General features: G+C 73.6%; 18 protein-coding genes. 6 read left to right on the plus strand and 12 right to left on the minus strand.

The window, feature by feature from the left end:
• Positions 1 to 18: 18 nt before the first annotated feature.
• The 4 genes from AB0I89_RS16510 to AB0I89_RS16525 form a co-directional block, all read right to left on the minus strand.
• Positions 19 to 873, minus strand: coding sequence for a sugar phosphate nucleotidyltransferase (locus tag AB0I89_RS16510; protein WP_357126738.1), 855 nt, complete (start codon positions 871 to 873; stop codon positions 19 to 21).
• Positions 870 to 1,415, minus strand: coding sequence for an NUDIX hydrolase (locus tag AB0I89_RS16515; RefSeq protein ID WP_357126740.1), 546 nt, complete (start codon positions 1,413 to 1,415; stop codon positions 870 to 872). Before AB0I89_RS16515 ends, AB0I89_RS16510 begins: the two co-directional genes overlap by 4 nt.
• Before the next feature lie 54 nt (positions 1,416 to 1,469).
• Entirely contained in the window at positions 1,470 to 3,263 is a 1,794-nt protein-coding gene (locus AB0I89_RS16520; RefSeq protein WP_357127304.1) for an HD domain-containing protein, read from the minus strand.
• 127 nt (positions 3,264 to 3,390) lie between these two features.
• On the minus strand, positions 3,391 to 5,145 hold the full coding sequence (locus AB0I89_RS16525) for a DEDD exonuclease domain-containing protein (protein ID WP_357126743.1): 1,755 nt from the start codon (positions 5,143 to 5,145) through the stop codon (positions 3,391 to 3,393).
• A 127-nt stretch (positions 5,146 to 5,272) separates the two neighbouring features.
• Between AB0I89_RS16525 and AB0I89_RS16530 the strand changes: the two genes are divergently transcribed.
• Positions 5,273 to 6,703 (plus strand): NYN domain-containing protein, encoded by a 1,431-nt coding sequence (locus AB0I89_RS16530; protein ID WP_357126746.1) that lies wholly within the window; start codon positions 5,273 to 5,275, stop codon positions 6,701 to 6,703.
• A gap of 123 nt (positions 6,704 to 6,826) precedes the next feature.
• Positions 6,827 to 7,240, plus strand: coding sequence for a hypothetical protein (locus AB0I89_RS16535; RefSeq protein ID WP_355049393.1), 414 nt, complete (start codon positions 6,827 to 6,829; stop codon positions 7,238 to 7,240).
• A 50-nt stretch (positions 7,241 to 7,290) separates the two neighbouring features.
• On the opposite strand, the gene AB0I89_RS16540 is transcribed toward AB0I89_RS16535, so the two are convergent.
• Both AB0I89_RS16540 and AB0I89_RS16545 read right to left on the minus strand, forming a co-directional pair.
• Positions 7,291 to 7,623: a hypothetical protein gene (locus tag AB0I89_RS16540; protein ID WP_357126750.1), complete on the minus strand. Its 333-nt coding sequence runs from the start codon at positions 7,621 to 7,623 to the stop codon at positions 7,291 to 7,293.
• Positions 7,624 to 7,646: 23 nt separating this feature from the next.
• Complete coding sequence (locus tag AB0I89_RS16545; RefSeq protein WP_357126753.1) at positions 7,647 to 8,039, minus strand: hypothetical protein; 393 nt, start codon at positions 8,037 to 8,039, stop codon at positions 7,647 to 7,649.
• 359 nt (positions 8,040 to 8,398) lie between these two features.
• On the opposite strand from AB0I89_RS16545, the gene AB0I89_RS16550 reads away from it, so the two are divergent.
• The 4 genes from AB0I89_RS16550 to AB0I89_RS16565 all read left to right on the plus strand — a co-directional run bounded on the left by AB0I89_RS16550 (position 8,399) and on the right by AB0I89_RS16565 (position 11,365).
• On the plus strand, positions 8,399 to 8,632 hold the full coding sequence (locus AB0I89_RS16550; RefSeq protein ID WP_357126756.1) for a hypothetical protein: 234 nt from the start codon (positions 8,399 to 8,401) through the stop codon (positions 8,630 to 8,632).
• Positions 8,633 to 8,829: 197 nt separating this feature from the next.
• Complete coding sequence (locus tag AB0I89_RS16555; RefSeq protein WP_357126759.1) at positions 8,830 to 8,988, plus strand: hypothetical protein; 159 nt, start codon at positions 8,830 to 8,832, stop codon at positions 8,986 to 8,988.
• Positions 8,985 to 10,244 (plus strand): M48 family metallopeptidase, encoded by a 1,260-nt coding sequence (locus AB0I89_RS16560; RefSeq protein ID WP_357126762.1) that lies wholly within the window; start codon positions 8,985 to 8,987, stop codon positions 10,242 to 10,244. The genes AB0I89_RS16555 and AB0I89_RS16560 overlap by 4 nt, the downstream gene beginning before the upstream one ends.
• A complete protein-coding gene (locus AB0I89_RS16565) occupies positions 10,241 to 11,365 on the plus strand; it encodes a glycosyltransferase family 4 protein (protein ID WP_357126765.1) in 1,125 nt (374 codons plus the stop codon). Before AB0I89_RS16560 ends, AB0I89_RS16565 begins: the two co-directional genes overlap by 4 nt.
• 13 nt (positions 11,366 to 11,378) lie before the next feature.
• Here the strand turns inward: AB0I89_RS16565 and AB0I89_RS16570 are convergent, their stop codons facing one another.
• The 6 genes from AB0I89_RS16570 to AB0I89_RS16595 form a co-directional block, all read right to left on the minus strand.
• Complete coding sequence (locus AB0I89_RS16570; protein WP_357126768.1) at positions 11,379 to 12,035, minus strand: lysophospholipid acyltransferase family protein; 657 nt, start codon at positions 12,033 to 12,035, stop codon at positions 11,379 to 11,381.
• A gap of 12 nt (positions 12,036 to 12,047) precedes the next feature.
• Positions 12,048 to 12,632: a TetR/AcrR family transcriptional regulator gene (locus AB0I89_RS16575; protein WP_357126771.1), complete on the minus strand. Its 585-nt coding sequence runs from the start codon at positions 12,630 to 12,632 to the stop codon at positions 12,048 to 12,050.
• Between the two features lie 71 nt (positions 12,633 to 12,703).
• Positions 12,704 to 14,362, minus strand: a complete 1,659-nt coding sequence (locus tag AB0I89_RS16580; RefSeq protein ID WP_357127307.1) for an EAL domain-containing protein — start codon at positions 14,360 to 14,362, stop codon at positions 12,704 to 12,706.
• 79 nt (positions 14,363 to 14,441) lie between these two features.
• Positions 14,442 to 15,251, minus strand: a complete 810-nt coding sequence (locus tag AB0I89_RS16585; RefSeq protein WP_357126774.1) for an SAM-dependent methyltransferase — start codon at positions 15,249 to 15,251, stop codon at positions 14,442 to 14,444.
• 189 nt (positions 15,252 to 15,440) lie between these two features.
• Positions 15,441 to 16,109: a response regulator transcription factor gene (locus tag AB0I89_RS16590; protein ID WP_007072219.1), complete on the minus strand. Its 669-nt coding sequence runs from the start codon at positions 16,107 to 16,109 to the stop codon at positions 15,441 to 15,443.
• Positions 16,110 to 16,116: 7 nt separating this feature from the next.
• Positions 16,117 to 17,808, minus strand: a complete 1,692-nt coding sequence (locus tag AB0I89_RS16595) for a GAF domain-containing sensor histidine kinase (protein WP_357126777.1) — start codon at positions 17,806 to 17,808, stop codon at positions 16,117 to 16,119.
• Between the last annotated feature and the right edge of the window lie 7 nt (positions 17,809 to 17,815).

A 17,815-nucleotide genomic window follows, 5' to 3' on the forward strand; every position in this document is an offset into this window, starting at 1 on the left:
TCGGCGTCGTCGCCCATGCTAGACCTGCACCGTCCCGCCGTCGCCGAAGCGGATCACGTTCCGCAGACGCTCGTCCGCTCGCACGGTCGCGCCCGGCCAGATCACGCTGCGTCGCACGTCGCCGTCGACCCGGGCGTGGGCGCCGACCACCGATTCGACGCAGTTCCCGGGCACCGTGGCGGACTCGTCGACGAGCACGCCGCCGGCCGCCGTGTGCAGGTTGGCCGCCAGGTAGTCGGCCGGCGTCCCGGTGTCGTAGAAGGTGCCCGCGTACGGCACCACGTCGAGCGCCCCGGCCGCCTCCGCCGGCCGCCACACCGCGCGCACCAGGTCGGACATGACCACCGGCAGGTCGCGGACCAGTCGCCACGGCAGCAGCGAGAAACCGGTGAAGCAGTGCCCGGCGAAGGTACCCGGCGCGTGCGGGTCGGCGGCGGGCTGCCCGAGCAGGCGTACGGAGTCCCGGTCCCAACCGTCGAGCAGCGCGGCCATGTCGGGGCCCGGCGCGGTGGCCGGCTCGGCCAGGTACGCGTCGGCGTTGCCGACCAGGACTCCTCGGCCGTCGATCCACTCCCGCAGGTTCGCCACCCCGCCCGCCGTGCCGAGCGGGTCGCCGGGCTCCACCGACAGGTGGGCGCGGTCGCCGACGTGCGCGACCACCTGGTCGGCGAGGTAGCAGGCGTTCACCGCGACCCGGGCCGGACTCCTCAGGCCCAGACCGGCCAACCGATCCAGGGCCCGGTCCAGGAGCGGCACGTTACCGACCGGGCAGAGCGCCTTGGGCACCCGTTCGGTGAGCGGACGCAGCCGGGTGCCCTCGCCCGCGGCGAGCACGACCGCGCAGACGTCCCTCGGCCAGCTCGCCCTGGTCATGGCGCGGTGTCGGGCACCGGCGGCGGGAACTGCCCGGCCAGCGGCCCGATGTCGTAGTAGGCGAGCAACCGCGCGGTCGGCCAGGTGAGCTTGGGCAGGTCGTCCAACCGATGCCAGGCGGCCTCGAAGACCTCCCCGCCGTCCACCACCAGTTCGGTGCTGGACGCCGGCACCTCCGCCTCGAAGACCATGTCCACCCAGCCCTTGGCGTGCACGATCGCGTTCGGCACGGCGGGGCGCAGCCGGGACGGCGGCAGCCGGACGCCGGACTCCTCGAACAGTTCGCGGGCCGCGCCCACGACCGGGGGCTCACCCCGGTTCAGCAGGCCGGCGGGGAGCGACCAGCCCTTGTTGCCGGGAGGCTGGCGCAGCATCAGCAACCGACCCGCGCCGCTCGCCTCGGTGTCGCGGACCAACGTGACCGCGCCGACGATGTACTTCGGTACGGCGAGTCGGACCAGACGCCGGCGCACCGGCAGCGGCAGCCGGTAGAAGGCCTGGTAGAAGACGGCCCGACCGGTGGCGCGGGAACGGGGGATCATGACCCCAGGCTAGTGGTCACGAATGTCCCTCGGACGCGCTGGGGCACGCCCGAGTCACTGTCGATGGTCGACCAGGTCGATGAGCTGGCGTACCACGGCGTCCGGTTCGATCACCCGGTCGAAGACCGCGACGAGCAGGGTCTCCAGGTCGGGGTAGCCCAACTCCTCGGAGAGCCGCAGCAGCGGCAGGTCGCTGGCGAGGCCCCGGTTGTGCTGGCGCAGGGCGAGACCGATGGTGGCCCGACCGAGGCGTACCTTGTCGCTGATCGTGATGCCCGGCTCGGTGTGTTCGGCGAACCACCTGTTGATCTGCATCTGCGCGTGCGGCGACTTGACGAAGCCCAGCCACTCCTTGCGGGGGCCGCGCGGGGCGGCGGCGGCCTCGAAGCCGTTGTCGGCGTCGTTCTCGGTGAAGATCTCCACCACGTCGCCCTCGTCCAGTTCCGAGCTCAGCGGCGCGAGCCGGCCGTTGATGCGGGCCGCGAGGCAGTGGTCACCGCGATGATTGCCCAGCTCGTACGCCAGGTCGACGGGTGTGGCGCCGGCCGGCAGCACCACCTGACGGCCGTCGGCGAAGACCTGGATCTGGCCCTCGGCGAGGTCGCAGCGCAGCGACTCGTAGAACTGCGCCGGGTCGGCGGCCTCCGGCTCCCAGTCGAGCACGCGGCGCAGCCAGTCCAACTGCTCGGCCCGGGCCGCCGCGCTGCCGCTGCCCGAGCGCGGGAAGCGGAAGTCGGCGGCGATGCCGTACTCGGCCGCGCGGTGCATCTCCTGGGTGCGGATCAGCACCTCCACCGTACGGTCCTGCGGGCCGCAGACGCTGGTGTGCAGCGAGCGGTAGAGGTTGTTCTTCGGCGAGGCGATGAAGTCCTTGAAACGGCCCGCGACCGGCCGCCACGTGCCGTGGATCGCGCCCAGCGCCGCGTAACAGTCGGTGGCCGGGCCGTCGACCACCACCGAGATGCGGGGCAGGTCGTACGGCGCGGTGTGGCCGCCGGCGACGGTGTCCTTCCAGATCGAGTAGAGATGCCGGGGACGGGGGCTCACCTCGGCGTCGACCCGGCTGCGCTTGAGCGCGGCCCGGGCGCGGTTGACCACGGCGTCGAGGTAGGCCTCCCAGCCGGGCCGGTCGTGCACGTGCCGGGCCAGCCGGGCGTGCTCGTCGGGCTCCAGGTGCAGCAGCACCACGTCGTCCAGCTCACGCTTGAGGGTCTGGATGCCCAACCGGTCGCAGAGCGGGACCAGGACCTCCTGCGTCTTGCGGGCGATCCGCTCCCGGGACGCCGCCGAGCGCACCCCGAGCGTACGCATGTTGTGCAGCCGGTCGGCCAGCTTGATGATCAGCACCCGGACGTCCTTGGCGGCGGCGACGATCATCTTGCGGACCGTCTCCGCCTCGGCGGCCTTGCCGTAGAACGCCTTGTCGAACTTGGTCACCCCGTCGACGAGGTGGGCCACCTCGTGGCCGAAGTCCTCCGAGAGCGCCTGGAGCGTGTAGCGGGTGTCCTCGACCGTGTCGTGCAGCAGCGCCGCGACCAGGGTGGTGGTGTCCATGCCCAGCTCGGCGCAGATCTGCGCCACCGCGAGAGGATGGGTGATGTACGGCTCGCCGCTCTTGCGGAACTGCCCGCGGTGCATATTTTCCGCGATCGTGTACGCCCGGCGCAGCACCGCCGGATCGGTGCCGGCGTGGATGCCCCGATGGGTGCGGACCAGGTGGGTGACCGGGTCGGAGTCGGTGGTCGGCCAGGTGAGCAACGACCGCAGTCGGCGGGTCAGGGGCAGCTCGCCCGACTGGGTTGGCAGGGCGCCCCCCAGGGCGGCGCCGTGTCCGGCGTCGACGTCCACGAGGGACACCTCCTCACCCCGGCTCCGCGGTCACCGGACCCGGTGAACGGAGCAGGCCCACGAAACGGGCAGGACTGCACTTCCTTAACAGCCTAAGCGAGTCGACGTAGTCCGATCGGTCAGTTGGTCATGAGCGTTCGGTCGAGAGTTGGTGCGACGCCCCGCTCTCGGCCTTCGCCAGCAGGTCACGGAAGCGCCCCGCGCCGCCCGCCGGTGAGGACCAACCGGACGACATCTCGACCAACCGGGTCTCCGGCCGCTCCAACCAGGACAGGATGCGCTCGGACTCCTCGGCGGTGGCCGACGGCACCGGCCCGTGCCCACCCGACACCGTCTCGGCGGTGGCCCGGATGGCGTTCAGCGTGGGTCGCGGGTGGACGCCCGGCGGGGACACCCCGGCGCCGGCCAGCCGACCGTGGCGTACCAGGGCCAGCTCCCAGCCGCCCCGGGCGGCCGGTCGGGCCGCCGCCAGCTCGGCGATCCCGGTCAGCGCCGCCAACCGCTGCATCCGCACCGTGGCGCGCAGCACCGCGGCCAGCCGGTACCGCACCACGGCGGCCTCCTCGTAGCGCTGGTCGGCCGCGAGCACGTCGATCCGGGCCAGCAGCGCGTCCACCACCGGCCGCGGGTCGCTCGTGGTGGCCGTCCGGAATGGCTCGACGGCTCTGTCGTCGTACTCCTCGGGGGTGATCCGGTGCTCGCAGGGCGCCGGGCAGCGACCCAGCTCGGCCAGCGCGCAGGCCGGCGTGACGGTGCGCAGCGAGAGCCGGTGCGTGCACTGGCGCAGCGGGACCGCGTCGTGGAAGGCGGCGGCGGCCAGCTCCGCGGCCCGCCGGGAGGTGAACGGCCCGAGGTAGGCGGTGTCGGTGGGGGAGATGTCGCGCACGATCGACAACCGGGGGTACGGCCCGTCGGTCAGCTTGAGCCAGACCATCCGCTCCGGGTACTTCGACCGCCTGTTGTACGGAGGCGCGTGCGCGGCGATCAGCCGCAGCTCGCGGACCTCCGCCTCCAACGAGTGCGCGCACTCCACCGCCTCGACCCGCTCGGCCGCGGCCAGCATCTCGGAGATCCGGGCGCGCTTCTCGCCGGCGGTGAAGTAGCTGCGCACCCGGGTGGCGATGTCGCCCGAGGTGCCGACGTAGAGCGGCCGGTCGTCGGCGGCCCGGAAGATGTAGACCCCCGGGACCCTGGGCAGCCCTTCGGCCAGATGCCGCTTGCGGCGCTGCGTCGGGGTGACCGCGCGGGCGAACTCGATGGCGTCGCCGACGGTGTCGACACGGTGCCCGCCGAGGCGGCCGATCAGACCGTGCAGCACGTCGACGGTGGCCTTGGCGTCGTCCAACGCCCGGTGGGTGGGCTGGGTGGCGGTGCGGAAGTACGCCGCGAGGGTGCCGAGCTTGCGGTTGGGCACCTCGTCGCGGCTCAGCACCCGCCGGGCCAGCGCCGCCGTGTCCAGCACGCGGGGGTTGGGCCAGCGGTAGCCGTGCCGGGCGCAGGCGGCCTTGAGGAAACCCACGTCGTACGGGGCGTTGTGCGCCACCAGCACCGCGTCGGCGATGAACTCCAGGAAGCTGGGCAGCACCTCCTCGATCGGCGGGGCCGGCAGCAGCATGGCCTGGGTGATCCCGGTCAGCACGGTGATGAACGGCGGGATCGGCTGCCCCGGGTTGACCAGGGTGGCCAGCACCCCCAGCTCCTCGCGGCCGCGCACCTTGACCGCGCCGATCTCGGTGATCCCGCCGCCGTCCGGCGCGCCGCCGGTGGTCTCCAGGTCGACCACCACGAAGGTCGTCGCGTACAGCGGCAGGGCCGGGTCCACCCCGCCCACCGCCGGGTCGAGACCGGCCAGTGACTCCTGGACGTACTCCGCCTGTGCCATCGGCGGCACGCTAGCGCCCCGGTCCGACACTCCCGTCGCAGAGGTCCCAGCAGTCACCATGGGGCTAGGATGAGAGATCGGCTCACTCACCAGGCGGTGGGCCCGCCAGCGGTGGGAGACTTGCCACATGCCCCTCGCCGAGCCGCACGACGACCACCTCCCGCAGGAGGATCCGGTCGCCCGCGACGGCGCGGTGAGCGATCCGGACGCCAGTGACACTCCCGCCGATTCGGGCGGTGATCCGACGATCGAGCCGGAGCCGACGCTGCCCGAGCCGGTCCGGCAACGGATCGTGGCGCTGACCGCCGCCGTGCTACCCAGCCTCCCCGGCGACGAGGTGCCGGTGCCGTTGCGGCGGGTGGCCAAGTTCGCCCCCAACCGGCGCGCCCGTCTCGGCGCTCCGGCCATCGCCGCCCAGCTCACCGCCGACCCGCTGTTCCGGCAGCGGGTCACCGCCCGGGTGCTGGCCGATGCCGGTGACCTCGGGGCGGCCGTGGTCGAGGGCACCGCGCCGGCCGCCGCCGACCCGGTCGAGGTGGCCGCACTGGCGTATCTGGTCCGGCCGCGCGGCTGGCGGGAGCTGATCGACGCCAGCGGCGCGGCGGTCCGCGCCGAGGCGGACAGCGCCGTCGTCGCCGAACTGGTCCGCGAGGCCGAGCAGCGGGCCACCCGCGCCGAACACGACCGGGCGGTGGCCCGGGTCGAGGCCGACAAGCTCCGCGACGAGCTGGCCCGGGTCCGCGAGGAACTCGGCCAGCTCCGTGAGGAGTCCCGTCAGCTGGCCCGTACCCTTCGCGAGACGCAGGCCCGCGAGCGCAAGGCCAGCGAACTTCTCGCCACCGAACGCGGCCGGGCCGCGCGCGCCAGCGCGGACGTCGACGCCGAGCTGCGCCGCGCCCGCGCCCGGCTCGCCGAGGCGGAGGCCGCCGCCGGCGTGGCCCGGGCCAGCGCCAAGGAGGCCCGCTCGGTCGACGACGCCCGCCTCTGGCTGCTGCTGGAGACCATCGGTCAGGCCGCCGTCGGGCTGCGCCGGGAGTTGGCGCTCGACCCGGTCGACAAGCTCCCCGCCGACTTCGTCGCCGACGCGTTCGCCGAGCAGCCCGGTACCGCCCCGGCGGGCCCGGCCGCGCGCGCCCGCGACACCGACGACCCGGCCCGGCTCGACCAGCTGCTCGCCCTGCCCCGGGCGCACCTCGTCGTGGACGGCTACAACGTCACCAAGCGCGGCTTCGGCGAGATGTCGCTGGAGCAGCAGCGCAAGCGCCTCATCACCGGGCTGGGCGGTATCGCCGCGCAGACCGGCGACGAGGTCACCGTCGTGTTCGACGGCGCCGAGCGGATGCACGGGCTGCCGCCCGCCCCGCGCGGCGTACGGGTGCTCTTCTCCCGCAAGGGCGAGACCGCCGACGAGCTGATCCGACGCCTGGTCCGCGCCGAGCCGGCGGGCCGTCCGGTCGTCGTGGTCTCGTCCGACCGCGAGGTCGCCGACGGGGTACGCCGGCACGGCGCGTACCCGCTGGGGGCCGACTCGCTGCTGCGCCGCCTCGCCCGCTCCTGACCGCACGTCCGGGCAGGCTGTCGGGGCGGGCAAGAATTTGGCGAGGTTCCGGCAGGTCCGGTCGGCGACGGTGTCCGCATCCGCCCGGCACCGCCGGGCACCGGACGAAGGCAGGCGAACGACATGGGAAAGAGACTGCTGGGCACCATCCTCGGCACGGTGGTCACACTGGCGGCGCTCCTGGTCGCCCCGGCAGCGGCCCAGGCGGCCTCGGGTGGCGGCTGCACCGGGGCCTACCCGATCAGCTCGTGCATCTCGTACCAGGGCTCCAACCAGACCGTGGTGGGTGACTTCTACATGAACGCCACCCCGGACGGGTCCCGGTGCACGGCGTACCTCCAGTTGCGGACCAGCAACAACGGCAACACCTCCTGGATCTACTACGACCTCAACCGGACCGGCCGGTTCGGGCCGATCAGCCGCAACGTCAACGTGATGAACAACTTCAAGGGCTCCGCCGTGGCGGTGGTCGAGGTCTACACGTGCAGCGGAGCGTTTCACGGCACCTACACCAGCCCTCGGGTCTACTACCCGTGACGTACGGATCCGGCCGTTGGCGCGTCAGCGCCAGCGGCCGGATCGGCGTGTCAGACGCAGCGGGAGACGGCGGGGTTCGGGTCGTGGCCGGTGTACATGTAGTCACCGGCGAGCATGCCGCTCGCGTTGCCGTAGAAGGCGTTGTACCAGACGGTGTCGCCGTTGACCGACGATCCGGTCGCCCAGCAGTTCAGGTAGACCGACTGGCCCTTCGGGATCGTCAGGATGACCGAGCACTGCGAATTGTTCAGCCACTGGCAGTAGCGCAGGTTCAGGTCCGTCTTCGTCGTGAAGTAACCACCGGCGAACGCCGGGTTGGCGACCAGGCCGACCGATGCGGTCACCGCGACCGCGCAGGCGGCCAGGAGACGTCGTGGATTCATGTCGTCAACCTCCGGTGAGCGGGTCAGTAGGAGCAGTACGGGGAGTCCATGATGTCGATGGCGACCGCGTAGCCGTACGGCTCGAGGTAGGCCAGTTCGCCCGGGGAGACGCAGACCCAGTCGTTGTTGGAGTAGAAGATCTTCGCGCCGTCGTCGTTGCGGCTGTTGTAGACCCAGTCCGCGCCCTTACTGCGGGACCCGAGGGTCTGGTAGTAGGTGTCCTGGAACGACGCGGTCGGCGGCGCGCCGTCGTACGGGTTGCCGCTCACCCAGAAGCAGACGCGGGGGTAGTTGCAGCCGAGTGCCGAGGTGGCCTGCGCCGGCGTGGCGACGAGCCCGCCCGCGGCCGTCGTGACGCCCGCGAGGAGCGCGACGGCGGTGAGCCGGGAGCGTGTGGTCGAAGATGGTCCGCGCATGTCGAAGCCTCCGTTGAGTCAGGGTGGTGCGACCCGTTCCGTTCGGCCCGGACCGACGGCCAGGGCTGGGGCCTCGCCCGGCGTGGCCCGGACGTAGCACCACGATCGCAGTGACCTGGATCGACGAAACAGGCGCTTGACCGGCAGTTGACCGGCGATTCGACGGGGTGCGCCCGCGCGAGGTCGGCGATGTCGGGCTGTCCGGCCGTTCGGGATACCCCGATTTCGCTGATCTGGAGTCGATCTAGCCCTCAACGGGCGGTTCTGTCGTACCCGGTGGATAACGTCGATGTGACCGACGGTGCTCGGGTGGCGACGACAGGGTGTCGGCCGCGCATCGCGAGCGATCAGGAGGCGTGATGCTCATCGACTGCGACGGGTGCGCGAAGCGGGCCGACGGCTGCTCCGGCTGCCCGCTGACCGCCCTGTTCGACGACACGTCCCCGGCGGCCGGGCTGGTCGCCGCCGAGGTTGAGGCGATCGAGGTGTTCGCCCGGGCCGGCTTCGACGTCGAGGTGCTGGCCGCGCCCGCCCGGCCCGACGCGCCCGCCCGGCCCGGCGCTGGCGCGCGTCGGGTCCGCCGGGTGGCCTGAGCCCTCGCCCCGGGGCCGGCCGGATGGCCGTCGACGAGCCGTGCGGGCGCTGAGCACAGCCGTGCGGGCGCTGAGCACAGCCGTGCGGGCGCTGAGCACAGCCGTGCGGGGGCCGCGTCGGCGAAGTGCGTCACCGCACCCGAAGCGGGCTTTTCGCGGGCCATAGGATGGGCGGTCACGGCGGGAGGAGCGGCGGGATGAGCGGGGTACGACGCGAGCACGACGGGCCCGTCGGTGCCCCGCGCGCCGGTGCCGTGTGGCGGTGGCGCGGCCACGCGCGGCGGCCCGACGCCGCCGTGTGCCGGGGTGATCGTGACCGGGCGTTGAGCGTGGTGGCCACGGCGGTGCGCCGGTGAGCCCGCGCGGCTGGGCGTTGTTGACGTTGGCCGGGTTGACGGTGGCCCTGCTGGTGACCGTCGCCGTGTTCGTGCCCTGGCACCGGCCCCCGGCCCCCCGTGCCGACCAGCTCGCCGCTCTGCGGGATCTCCCGGCCGACCAGGTGGCCAGGGGGCGGGAGTTCCGCGCCGCGCTGCGCCCCGGCGGCTACGCCGCGCTCGCCGTGGGGCTGCTGATCGCCGTCGCGCTGGGGCTCACCCCGCTGGGCGGTCGCCTGGTCGAGCTGGTGGGCCGGCCCTTCGGTGGGCACTGGATCGCCCAGGCGGTGCTCGGCGGCCTCGCCGTGGTGCTCGTCGCCGACCTGCTCACCCTCCCGTTCTCCGCCTGGCGGCAGACCGTCCTGACCCGCTACGGGCTCAGCACCAACTCCTGGAGTGGCTGGGCCGTCGACCTGCTCAAGTCGTACGCGGTGAGCGCCGTGATCGGTGCGGTGGCGCTGTTCGGCTTCTACCTGGTCATCCGGCTCGCGCCGCGCTGGTGGTGGGCGCTCGGCGCGGCGGGCGCGGCCCTGCTGGTGGTGCTGCTGTCATTCGTGCTGCCGGTGCTCGTGGAGCCGGTGTTCAACAAGTTCACCCCGATGGAGCAGGGTGCGCTGCGCACCGAGCTGATGAGCATGGCCGCCCGCGACGGGGTGCCGGTGCGCGACGTGCTCGTCGCCGACGCCTCCCGGCGGACCACGGCGGTCAACGCGTACGTCTCCGGCCTCGGCCCGACCCGCCGGGTGGTCGTCTATGACACGCTGCTGCGCGAGGCCGACCCCGCCGAGGTGACGGCCGTGGTGGCGCACGAGCTGGGCCACGCGAAGGACTCCGACGTGGCGGTGGGCACGCTGACCGGGGCGCTGGGAGTCGCCGCCGCGGTGGTGGCCCTCTACCTGCTCGGCTCGTGGGGGCTGCTGCTGCGGTTGGCCGGCGTCGACTCGATCGCCCATCCACGCGCGTTTCCACTGGTAATTGCCCTGGTCACGGTGGCTGGTCTGGTCGCCACCCCGGTGCAGGCGCTGGTGTCGCGGCGGGTGGAGGCGCGGGCCGACGCGCACGCGCTCGCGCTCACCGGCGACCCGGCGGCCTTCGAGTCGATGCAGCGCCGTCTCGGCACGGTCAACCTGGGCGACCCCGACCCGCCGCGGTGGGAATACCTCTACTCGGCCTCGCATCCGTCCACCGTGGAGCGGATGGCCGCCGCCCGCGCGTACGCCCGGGAGGCACGCCGATGAGCCGCACGTTGCTGATCACGAACGACTTTCCGCCCCGCCCGGGGGGCATCCAGTCCTTCGTGCACAACCTCGCTGTGCGTCAGCCGGCGGGGTCGGTGGTCGTCTACGCGTCGAGCTGGCGTGGTGCGGAGAAGTTCGACGCCGACCAGCCGTTCGAGGTGATCCGGGAACGCACCCGGGTGCTCCTGCCCACCCCGCTGATCGCCCGGCGCGCGGCCCGGCTCGCCCGCACGTACGACTGCGACACGGTGTGGTTCGGCGCGGCGGCCCCGCTGGGGTTGCTCGCGGCCGGTCTGCGCAGGCGCGCGGGCGTACGCCGGGTGGTGGCGCAGACCCACGGCCACGAGGTCGGCTGGGCGGCGCTGCCGGCCGCGCGGCCGGCGCTGCGGCGCATCGGGCGTGGCGTCGACGTGACCACCTACCTCGGCGAGTACACGCGAGCCCGGCTCGCCCGGGTGCTGGCCGGGGTGACCGACCTGCGGCGGCTCGCGCCGGGCGTGGACGTGGACGCCTACCACCCGTCGGTGGACGGCGAGCCGGTCCGGGCCCGGTTGGGGCTGACCGACCGGCCGGTGGTGGTCTGCGTGTCGCGTCTCGTGCCGCGCAAGGGCCAGGACATGCTGATCCGGGCACTGCCGGAGATCCGCCGCCGGGTGCCCGACGCGGCGCTGCTGATCGTCGGCGGCGGGCCGTACCGGGCCACCCTGGAGAAGCTGGCCCGCCAGACCGGCGTCGAGCGGGACGTCGTCTTCACCGGCTCGGTGCCGGCGGCCGACCTACCCGCGCACTACGCGGCCGGCGACGTCTACGCCATGCCCTGCCGTACCCGCAACCGCGGCCTGGACGTGGAGGGGCTGGGCATCGTCTACCTGGAGGCGTCCGCGACCGGCCTGCCGGTGGTGGCCGGCGACTCCGGCGGCGCGCCCGACGCGGTCCGGGAGGGCGAGACCGGGTACGTGGTCCGTGGCCGGGACGTCGCCCAGCTCGCCGACCGGGTCGCCCGGCTGCTCGGCGACCGGGACCTGGCCCGCCAACTCGGGGCGGCCGGCCGGGCGTGGGTGGAGCGGGAGTGGCGCTGGGAGGCGCAGGCGCAGCGGATGGCGGCTCTGCTGGCCGGCTGACCGCCGCCGCCGCTCAGGCGCGGGGTTGCCGGGGCGGGGCGTAGCGGGGGACGTACTCCTGGTCGGTGAGCCCTTGGATCGCGGCCATCACCTCGTCCGTGATGGCCCGGATGTCGCGCGGCCCGGTGATGCGGTCGGCGACCGGGATCGCCGGGCCGAAGCGCAGGGCGACCGGGTGTCGGCGGGGGATTCGCGCGTCGACCGGCAACACCTCGGCGGTGCCGAGTACGCCGACCGGGATGATCGGGACCTCGGCGTCGCGGGCCAACCGGGTCATTCCGGTGCGGCCGCGGTAGAGCCGCCCGTCGGGGGACCGGGTGCCCTCCGGGAAGATGGCGACGAGACCGCCGGCGCGCAACACCGGCACGGCCGCGTCGAAGGCCGTGAGGGCGGCCCGGCCGCCGGCGCGCTCGACGCGGATGGCGCCCATGCCGGCCACGACGTGCCGGCTGAGCCAGCTGCCGGTGAAGTACTCGGCCTTGGCCCAGAACGTCACGTGTCGGGGTGTCAGGCAGGCGAGGACCACCTGGTCGGCGACGGACAGGTGGTTGCTGGCGAGGATCGCCCCGCCTCGGCGGGGCAGGTGCTCCAGGCCTTGGACGCGGGGTCGCCAGCCCAGTCGCAGGGCTGAGCCGACGGTCAGTTTGCTGAGGTCGTACAGCAGGGGCACGTCTTCTCCCGTTCAGTTCCGCGCGGGGCCGAGGTACGCGTCGAGCGCGGCCCGCAGCACGGTGTCGTCGTCGCGGTCGCCGGTGGCCAGCGGCAGGCTGCCCCAGGCCCAGAGCTGGGCGATGCCGTGCAGGTTGGCCCAGAGCGCGCCGGCCACCACCGGCGCGGGCGGGGCGGTCGGCTGGCGTGTCTGGGCAACCAGGTCGGTCAGGAGGGTGAACAGCGGCAGGCTCGTCTCGCGCAGCCGCAGACGACTGCTGGCCAGCAGGTCGTGGCGGAACATCAGCTCGAACATGCCGCGGTGCCCGGCGGCGAAGTCCAGGTACGTCCGGGCCAGCGCGACCAGTCGGGTACGCGGCTCCGTACCGGCCGCGTGGATCGTCCGCTCCACCCGGGCGGTGAGGTCGGCGAAGCCCTCCCGGGCGATGGCCGAGAGCAGGTCGACGTGGGTGGGGAAGTAGCGGCGCGGGGCGCCGTGCGACACGCCCGCCCGACGGGCGATCTCCCGCAGGGACACGGCGGACTGGCCCTCACGCAACACGAGGTCGACTCCGGCCGCCACCAGCCGGGCCCGGACTCCGGCCTCCTCCACGGTCATAGACACTGTCTACCAGTTCGCCGTAGACGTTGTCTACGGCCGTGGGCGACGGTGCGGGTGCCCGTGCCGGCTCAGCGGATGCGGGCCAGGATGCGGTCGGCAGGGGCCGGGCGGCCGAAGTGCCAGCCCTGGGCGGCGTCGCAGCCGATCGCCCGCAGCCGCTCGGCCTGCCCGGCGGTCTCCACCCCCTCGGCGGTCACCGTGAGGTCGAGGGCGTGCGCCAGCGACACCAGCGAGGCGAGGATCCGCTCGTCGGTACGCCCCACCGTCGGCGACCGCAGGCCAGCCACGAACTCGCCGGCCACCTTCAGCTCGGTGACGGGCAGATCCCGCAGGTACGCCAGGTTGCTGTAGCCGGTGCCGAAGTCGTCGATGGCGATCCGTACGCCCAGGTCGGCCAGCAGCCGCAGCGCCCGGACGGGCTCCTTGGCGCTGCTCATCATCGTGCTCTCGGTGATCTCCAACTGGAGTCGTTCGGGCGGCAGGCCGGTCTGGCGCAGCAGCGTACGGACCTCCCGCACCAGACCGGGCCGGTGCACCTGCCGGACGGCCAGGTTGACGCTCACGAACGGCGCCTGCGCGCCATCGGTCGACCACGCCTCCGCCTCCCGGCACGCCTCGGCGAGCACCCACCCGCCCAGTTGCACGATCAGACCGGTCTCCTCGGCCAGCGCGATGAAGCTGTCCGGCCGCAGGACGCCCAGCTCCGGGTGTCGCCAGCGGACCAGCGCCTCCACACCGAGCAGTCGGCCGTCGCGCAGCGAGGTCAGGGGCTGGTAGTCGAGATAGAACTCGCCCCGCTCCAGCGCGGCCGGGATGGCCGCCGACAGGGCGTACCGGGCCAGCTCGCGACGGTTGCGCTCGGCGTCGTAGAGCGCCCAGCGCGCCCCTCCGGCCGACTTCGCCCAGTGCAGGGTGCTGTCGGCGGCCCGCATCAGGTCACTCGGGTTGGAGCCGGCCACCTGCCGCTCGACGATGCCGATGCTCGCCGTGACCTGGAGCTCGTGCCCGTCGACCACCGCGGGTGTCCGGACCGCGGCCAGAGCGCTCTCGGCGACCTCCACGACCGCGTCGGTGCCGCCCGCGCCCTCCACCAGGATGACGAACTCGTCCCCACCGAGGCGGGCCACCAGATGCTCACCGAGGCACTGGCGCAGCCGGTCGGCCACCGTGGTCAGCAACCGGTCGCCGACCTGGTGTCCCAGCGTGTCGTTGACCACCTTGAAGCGGTCCAGGTCGAGGAAGCACACCCCGACGCGTTGGGCGCCCCGGCCCGGCTCGTTGAGCGCGGCGGTGAGCCGCTCGGTGAACAGCGTCCGGTTGGGCAGACCGGTGAGCGGGTCGTGGGTGGCCTGGTGGCGGAACCGCGCCTCGCTGGCCCGCAGCGCCCGTTCGGCCTGGGTGCGCGCCATCATGGCGGCCCGGCGGATGGACTCCTGCTCATCGAGTGTGCGGTCCCGCAGCGCGCGGGCGTAACCGGTCGCCACGGCGGCCAGGAGCCGGGCCATCCGGTCCTCGACGTCCTCGGCCACCAGTCCCAGGTCCCGCACGAGCCGGAGCTGGATCACCTCGACGGTACGGCCCAGTCCCTCGGCGGACGCGATGTGCGCGGCGACCAACTCCGCACCGACCCGGTGCCCGGCCCGCAGGTCGAACGGCTCGGCGAGCAGCGCCTGGGCCAACTGGCCGGCGAGCCTCTGCAACAGGGCCTCGAGCTGGGCCTGTGTCATCGGTAGGTAGCTCGTACCGGAGACCGCCTTGGCCCAGGCGCGGGCGAAGGTGCCGGGGCGGGTGACCGCCGAGGGCGACTCAGTCACCGAGTCGCCCGACGCCGCCCATGAAGACCGCCCGCTCGGCGTCCTCCGCGCTCTCGGGGGTGTCCGGTCGCCACTGTGGCACCCAGACGACGCCCGGATCGACCAGCTCGAACCCGTCGAAGAGGGCGGTCACCTCGGCCCGGTTGCGAATCGTGAGCGGGCTGTCGGTACGCCGGTAGACGCGTTCGGCCTCGGCGCGCTCCTCCCCGGCGCGGCCGTCGTCGCTGGCCTGCGACAACACCAGGTAGCTGCCGGGTGCCACCGCGTCCCGAAGCGTCGCCAGCAACTCCGCCGGCCGGTCGTCGTCGGGGACGAAGTGCAGGACCGCCACGATCATCACCGCCACCGGCTGGCCGAGGTCGAGCAGCCGGCGCGTGTCGGGGTGCGCCAGGATCTCCTCCGGGTGCCGCAGGTCCTCCTGGACGATCGTCGCCCGGTCGTTGTCGGCCAGGATCTCCCGGCTGTGCGCCACCGCGACCGGGTCGACGTCCACGTAGACCACCCGCGACGCCGGGTCGATCCGCTGGGCGATCTCGTGCACGTTGCCGACCGTGGGGATGCCCGAGCCGATGTCCAGGAACTGGCGGACGCCGGCCTCGGCGAGGTGGTGGACCGCCCGGCGCAGGAACGCGCGGTTGGCCTGCGCGGCCAGCGGCGCCTCCGGTACGGCCGCCACCATCGCCTGCGCGGCGGCCCGGTCGGCGGCGAAGTTGTGCGATCCGCCGAGGTAGTAGTCGTACATCCGGGCGACGCTCGGGCGCTCGATGTCGATGGTGTCGGGCGCCCAGTCCGGCCGCTGCATGCGCTCACCCCTTGAGTCCACGACGCGGACGTCATCGCCCGCGCGGGTATTCTGCCCCCGCGGTACCCGCCAGACCATAGCGTGCCCGTCCACCCGTCGCGGACGTCGGTCGATACGCGAAGGTCCGCGACGGCGGCGAGCCGGCGCGGACCTTCGGTTACGGAATTACGCTCGACGAACGGGCGCGGGTCAGAACTTCGGCGCGTCCGGCGCTTCGAGCAGGCCGAGTCGCAGCGCGGTCATCAGGGCCTGTGCCCGGTTGGCGGCGCCGAGCTTCTCGTAGAGCTTGGAGATGTGCGTCTTCGCCGTGGACTCGCTGACGAACAGCTGCTTGGCGATGCCCGCCACGCTCATCCCGTCGGCGAGCAGCCGCAGCACCTGCCCCTCGCGGGGGGAGAGCTGCGGGCCGGAGGGGGCGAGCCGACGCTTCATCGCCTCGGCCAGGTCGGCGGCGGTGAACGCGCTCGGGGACGAGGCGGCGTGCCGCGCGGCGGCCACGACCTCGTCGGCCGGGGCGGTCTTGGGCACGAAGGCGCTCGCCCCGGCCTCCAGGGCGCCGAAGAGCTGGTCGTCGCCGGCGTACATGGTCAGCACCACGATGCCCATCGACGCGCTGGACTTGCGCAGCGCGCGGGTGGCCTCCAGGCCGCTGCCGTCGGGCAGCCGCAGATCCATGATCACCACGTCCGGCTGGAGGGCGCCGGCCTGGCGTACCCCCTCTGCCGCGGTCGCGGCCTCGCCGACGACCTCGAACTGACGGTCGCGCTCGAAGGCGTGCCGCAGGCCCTTACGAATCAGGTCATGATCGTCAACAAGGAGGACCTTGGTGCGGGTGGCCGGTGTCGGACTTGTGGTCATCCTCGGGTTACTCCCCTTCTGGTGCTGCGCTGTCACGCACGTTATCGCGCCGGGACGAGGTGCCGAGAACCACCGCCACGGTCGTGCCGCTGGGTTGCCGCGGCCTGATCTCCAACCGGCCCCGGATACGTTCCGCCCTCTCGGCCATGATCGCAAGACCGTACCGCCCGTCGGGGCGCTGGTCAGCCATCCCCTGACCGTCATCCGACACTTCTATTTGCGCGTACGGGGGGTCGACCTCACACGTGACCCACAAATTGGACGCTCCGGCGTGCTTGCGGGCGTTGGTCACGGCCTCCTGCGCGATGCGCAGCAACTCGGCCTCGGTGGCCGCCGGCAGGCGGGCCGTGGACTCGTCCAGCGACAGGTGCACCCGCAACCCGCCCGACGCGCCGACGGTGCGGGCGTACTCGGCGATCGCCGCGGCCAGGCCGCCCTGCCGGTCCACCTCGCTGCGCAGCTCGAAGAGGCTCAGCCGCAGCTCCTGGATCACCCGGGTCACCTCGGCGCGCAGCGTCCGCAGGGCCTCGGCCGTCTCGTCCGCGTCGTCGAAGACGGTGGCCAGGGCGTTGTCGATGCCGTAGCCGACCATCACCAGCTCCTGCGCCACCCCGTCGTGGATCTCCCGGGCCAGCCGCTGGCGCTCCTCGTTGGTGGCCAGCGACCGGACCTCGTCGAACAGCAGCGCCGCCTCCAGCCGCAGCGCGGCGGGCCGGGTCAGCCCGGTCACCCGGGACACCACCGGCGGCGGGTACGCCTGCGCGACATCGGCCTCCAGCACCACCAGCCCCACCGTGCGTACCCCCGCGACCAGCGGGACGATCAGCGCGGACACGTCCGGACCCCGGTGCGAGCGGGACTGCGAGCGGGCGGCGGTGGTGGCCTGCTGACTGGCCCAGGCGTCGGCGATGGCCGAGTCCGCGTCCAGCGTCGTCTCCCAGTCCACGCGGTCCGCCCCGGCCTGGGCGAGGACCACGAGCCGGCCGCCGCCGCTGGCGGACAGCACCGCGCCGCGGTCCGCCCGGGCCACCGTGCGCAGCTCGTCGATCAGGTGCTCGGAGATGCCCCCCGGGTCCAGGGTCGCCCCGGGCAGCTGCCGGGCCACCGTCCGCAGTTGGGTCAACAGCCGGGTGGCCTCGGCGTACGGCTGGGGCTTGCTGTCGGCGCGTACGGCCATCACCCGGTGCAGGGTGCCGGCGGCGTAGAGCCCGAGCGCGGCCAGGATCAACCACTGCGCGCAGACCGCGAGGTAGCCCACCTGGCCGAGTTGACGTTCCCCGTCGACCTCGGTCAGCGCCCCGCTGACCAGCAGCGTGCCGGCGGTCACCGCGAGCAGCGCCGCGCCCTCGCGGAAGCGGCGGCGCAGCGCGGTGACGGTCACCGGCACCGCCAGGTAGGGCAGCACGGCGGAGGCGCCGAGCCCGTCGACCGTGCCGCCGATCGACGCGACCGCGGCGACCTGGCTCGCGGCCAGCCCCAGCACCACCACCTCGGCGACCCGGCTCAGCGGCCCGACCAGCCGGTGCTGCGGCGCGAGCAGGGAGGGCAGCCCGGCGACCGCCAGCAGCGCGATCCACCACAGCTGGGTGACGTCGCGGGTGGCGAACAGGGTCAGGATCGCGACCAGCGCCAGCATCACCACGCGGGCGGCCGCGGCGAGAGGATGCGGGTGTGGGACGGCGGTTGTGGATGCGGGCACGTGACGG

Source organism: Micromonospora sp. NPDC049801 (assembly GCF_040656575.1).
Classification (GTDB): domain Bacteria; phylum Actinomycetota; class Actinomycetes; order Mycobacteriales; family Micromonosporaceae; genus Micromonospora.

What these genes read in the sequence shown, in the direction of transcription:
- AB0I89_RS16510 (WP_357126738.1), bottom strand. Translation starts at nt 873, where the DNA reads ATGACCAGGGCGAGCTGGCCGAGGGACGTCTGCGCGGTCGTGCTCGCC.
- AB0I89_RS16515 (WP_357126740.1), bottom strand. Translation starts at nt 1,415, where the DNA reads ATGATCCCCCGTTCCCGCGCCACCGGTCGGGCCGTCTTCTACCAGGCC.
- AB0I89_RS16525 (WP_357126743.1), bottom strand. Translation starts at nt 5,145, where the DNA reads ATGGCACAGGCGGAGTACGTCCAGGAGTCACTGGCCGGTCTCGACCCG.
- AB0I89_RS16530 (WP_357126746.1), top strand. Translation starts at nt 5,273, where the DNA reads ATGCCCCTCGCCGAGCCGCACGACGACCACCTCCCGCAGGAGGATCCG.
- AB0I89_RS16535 (WP_355049393.1), top strand. Translation starts at nt 6,827, where the DNA reads ATGGGAAAGAGACTGCTGGGCACCATCCTCGGCACGGTGGTCACACTG.
- AB0I89_RS16540 (WP_357126750.1), bottom strand. Translation starts at nt 7,623, where the DNA reads ATGAATCCACGACGTCTCCTGGCCGCCTGCGCGGTCGCGGTGACCGCA.
- AB0I89_RS16545 (WP_357126753.1), bottom strand. Translation starts at nt 8,039, where the DNA reads ATGCGCGGACCATCTTCGACCACACGCTCCCGGCTCACCGCCGTCGCG.
- AB0I89_RS16550 (WP_357126756.1), top strand. Translation starts at nt 8,399, where the DNA reads ATGCTCATCGACTGCGACGGGTGCGCGAAGCGGGCCGACGGCTGCTCC.
- AB0I89_RS16555 (WP_357126759.1), top strand. Translation starts at nt 8,830, where the DNA reads ATGAGCGGGGTACGACGCGAGCACGACGGGCCCGTCGGTGCCCCGCGC.
- AB0I89_RS16565 (WP_357126765.1), top strand. Translation starts at nt 10,241, where the DNA reads ATGAGCCGCACGTTGCTGATCACGAACGACTTTCCGCCCCGCCCGGGG.
- AB0I89_RS16575 (WP_357126771.1), bottom strand. Translation starts at nt 12,632, where the DNA reads ATGACCGTGGAGGAGGCCGGAGTCCGGGCCCGGCTGGTGGCGGCCGGA.
- AB0I89_RS16580 (WP_357127307.1), bottom strand. Translation starts at nt 14,362, where the DNA reads ATGACACAGGCCCAGCTCGAGGCCCTGTTGCAGAGGCTCGCCGGCCAG.
- AB0I89_RS16585 (WP_357126774.1), bottom strand. Translation starts at nt 15,251, where the DNA reads ATGCAGCGGCCGGACTGGGCGCCCGACACCATCGACATCGAGCGCCCG.
- AB0I89_RS16590 (WP_007072219.1), bottom strand. Translation starts at nt 16,109, where the DNA reads ATGACCACAAGTCCGACACCGGCCACCCGCACCAAGGTCCTCCTTGTT.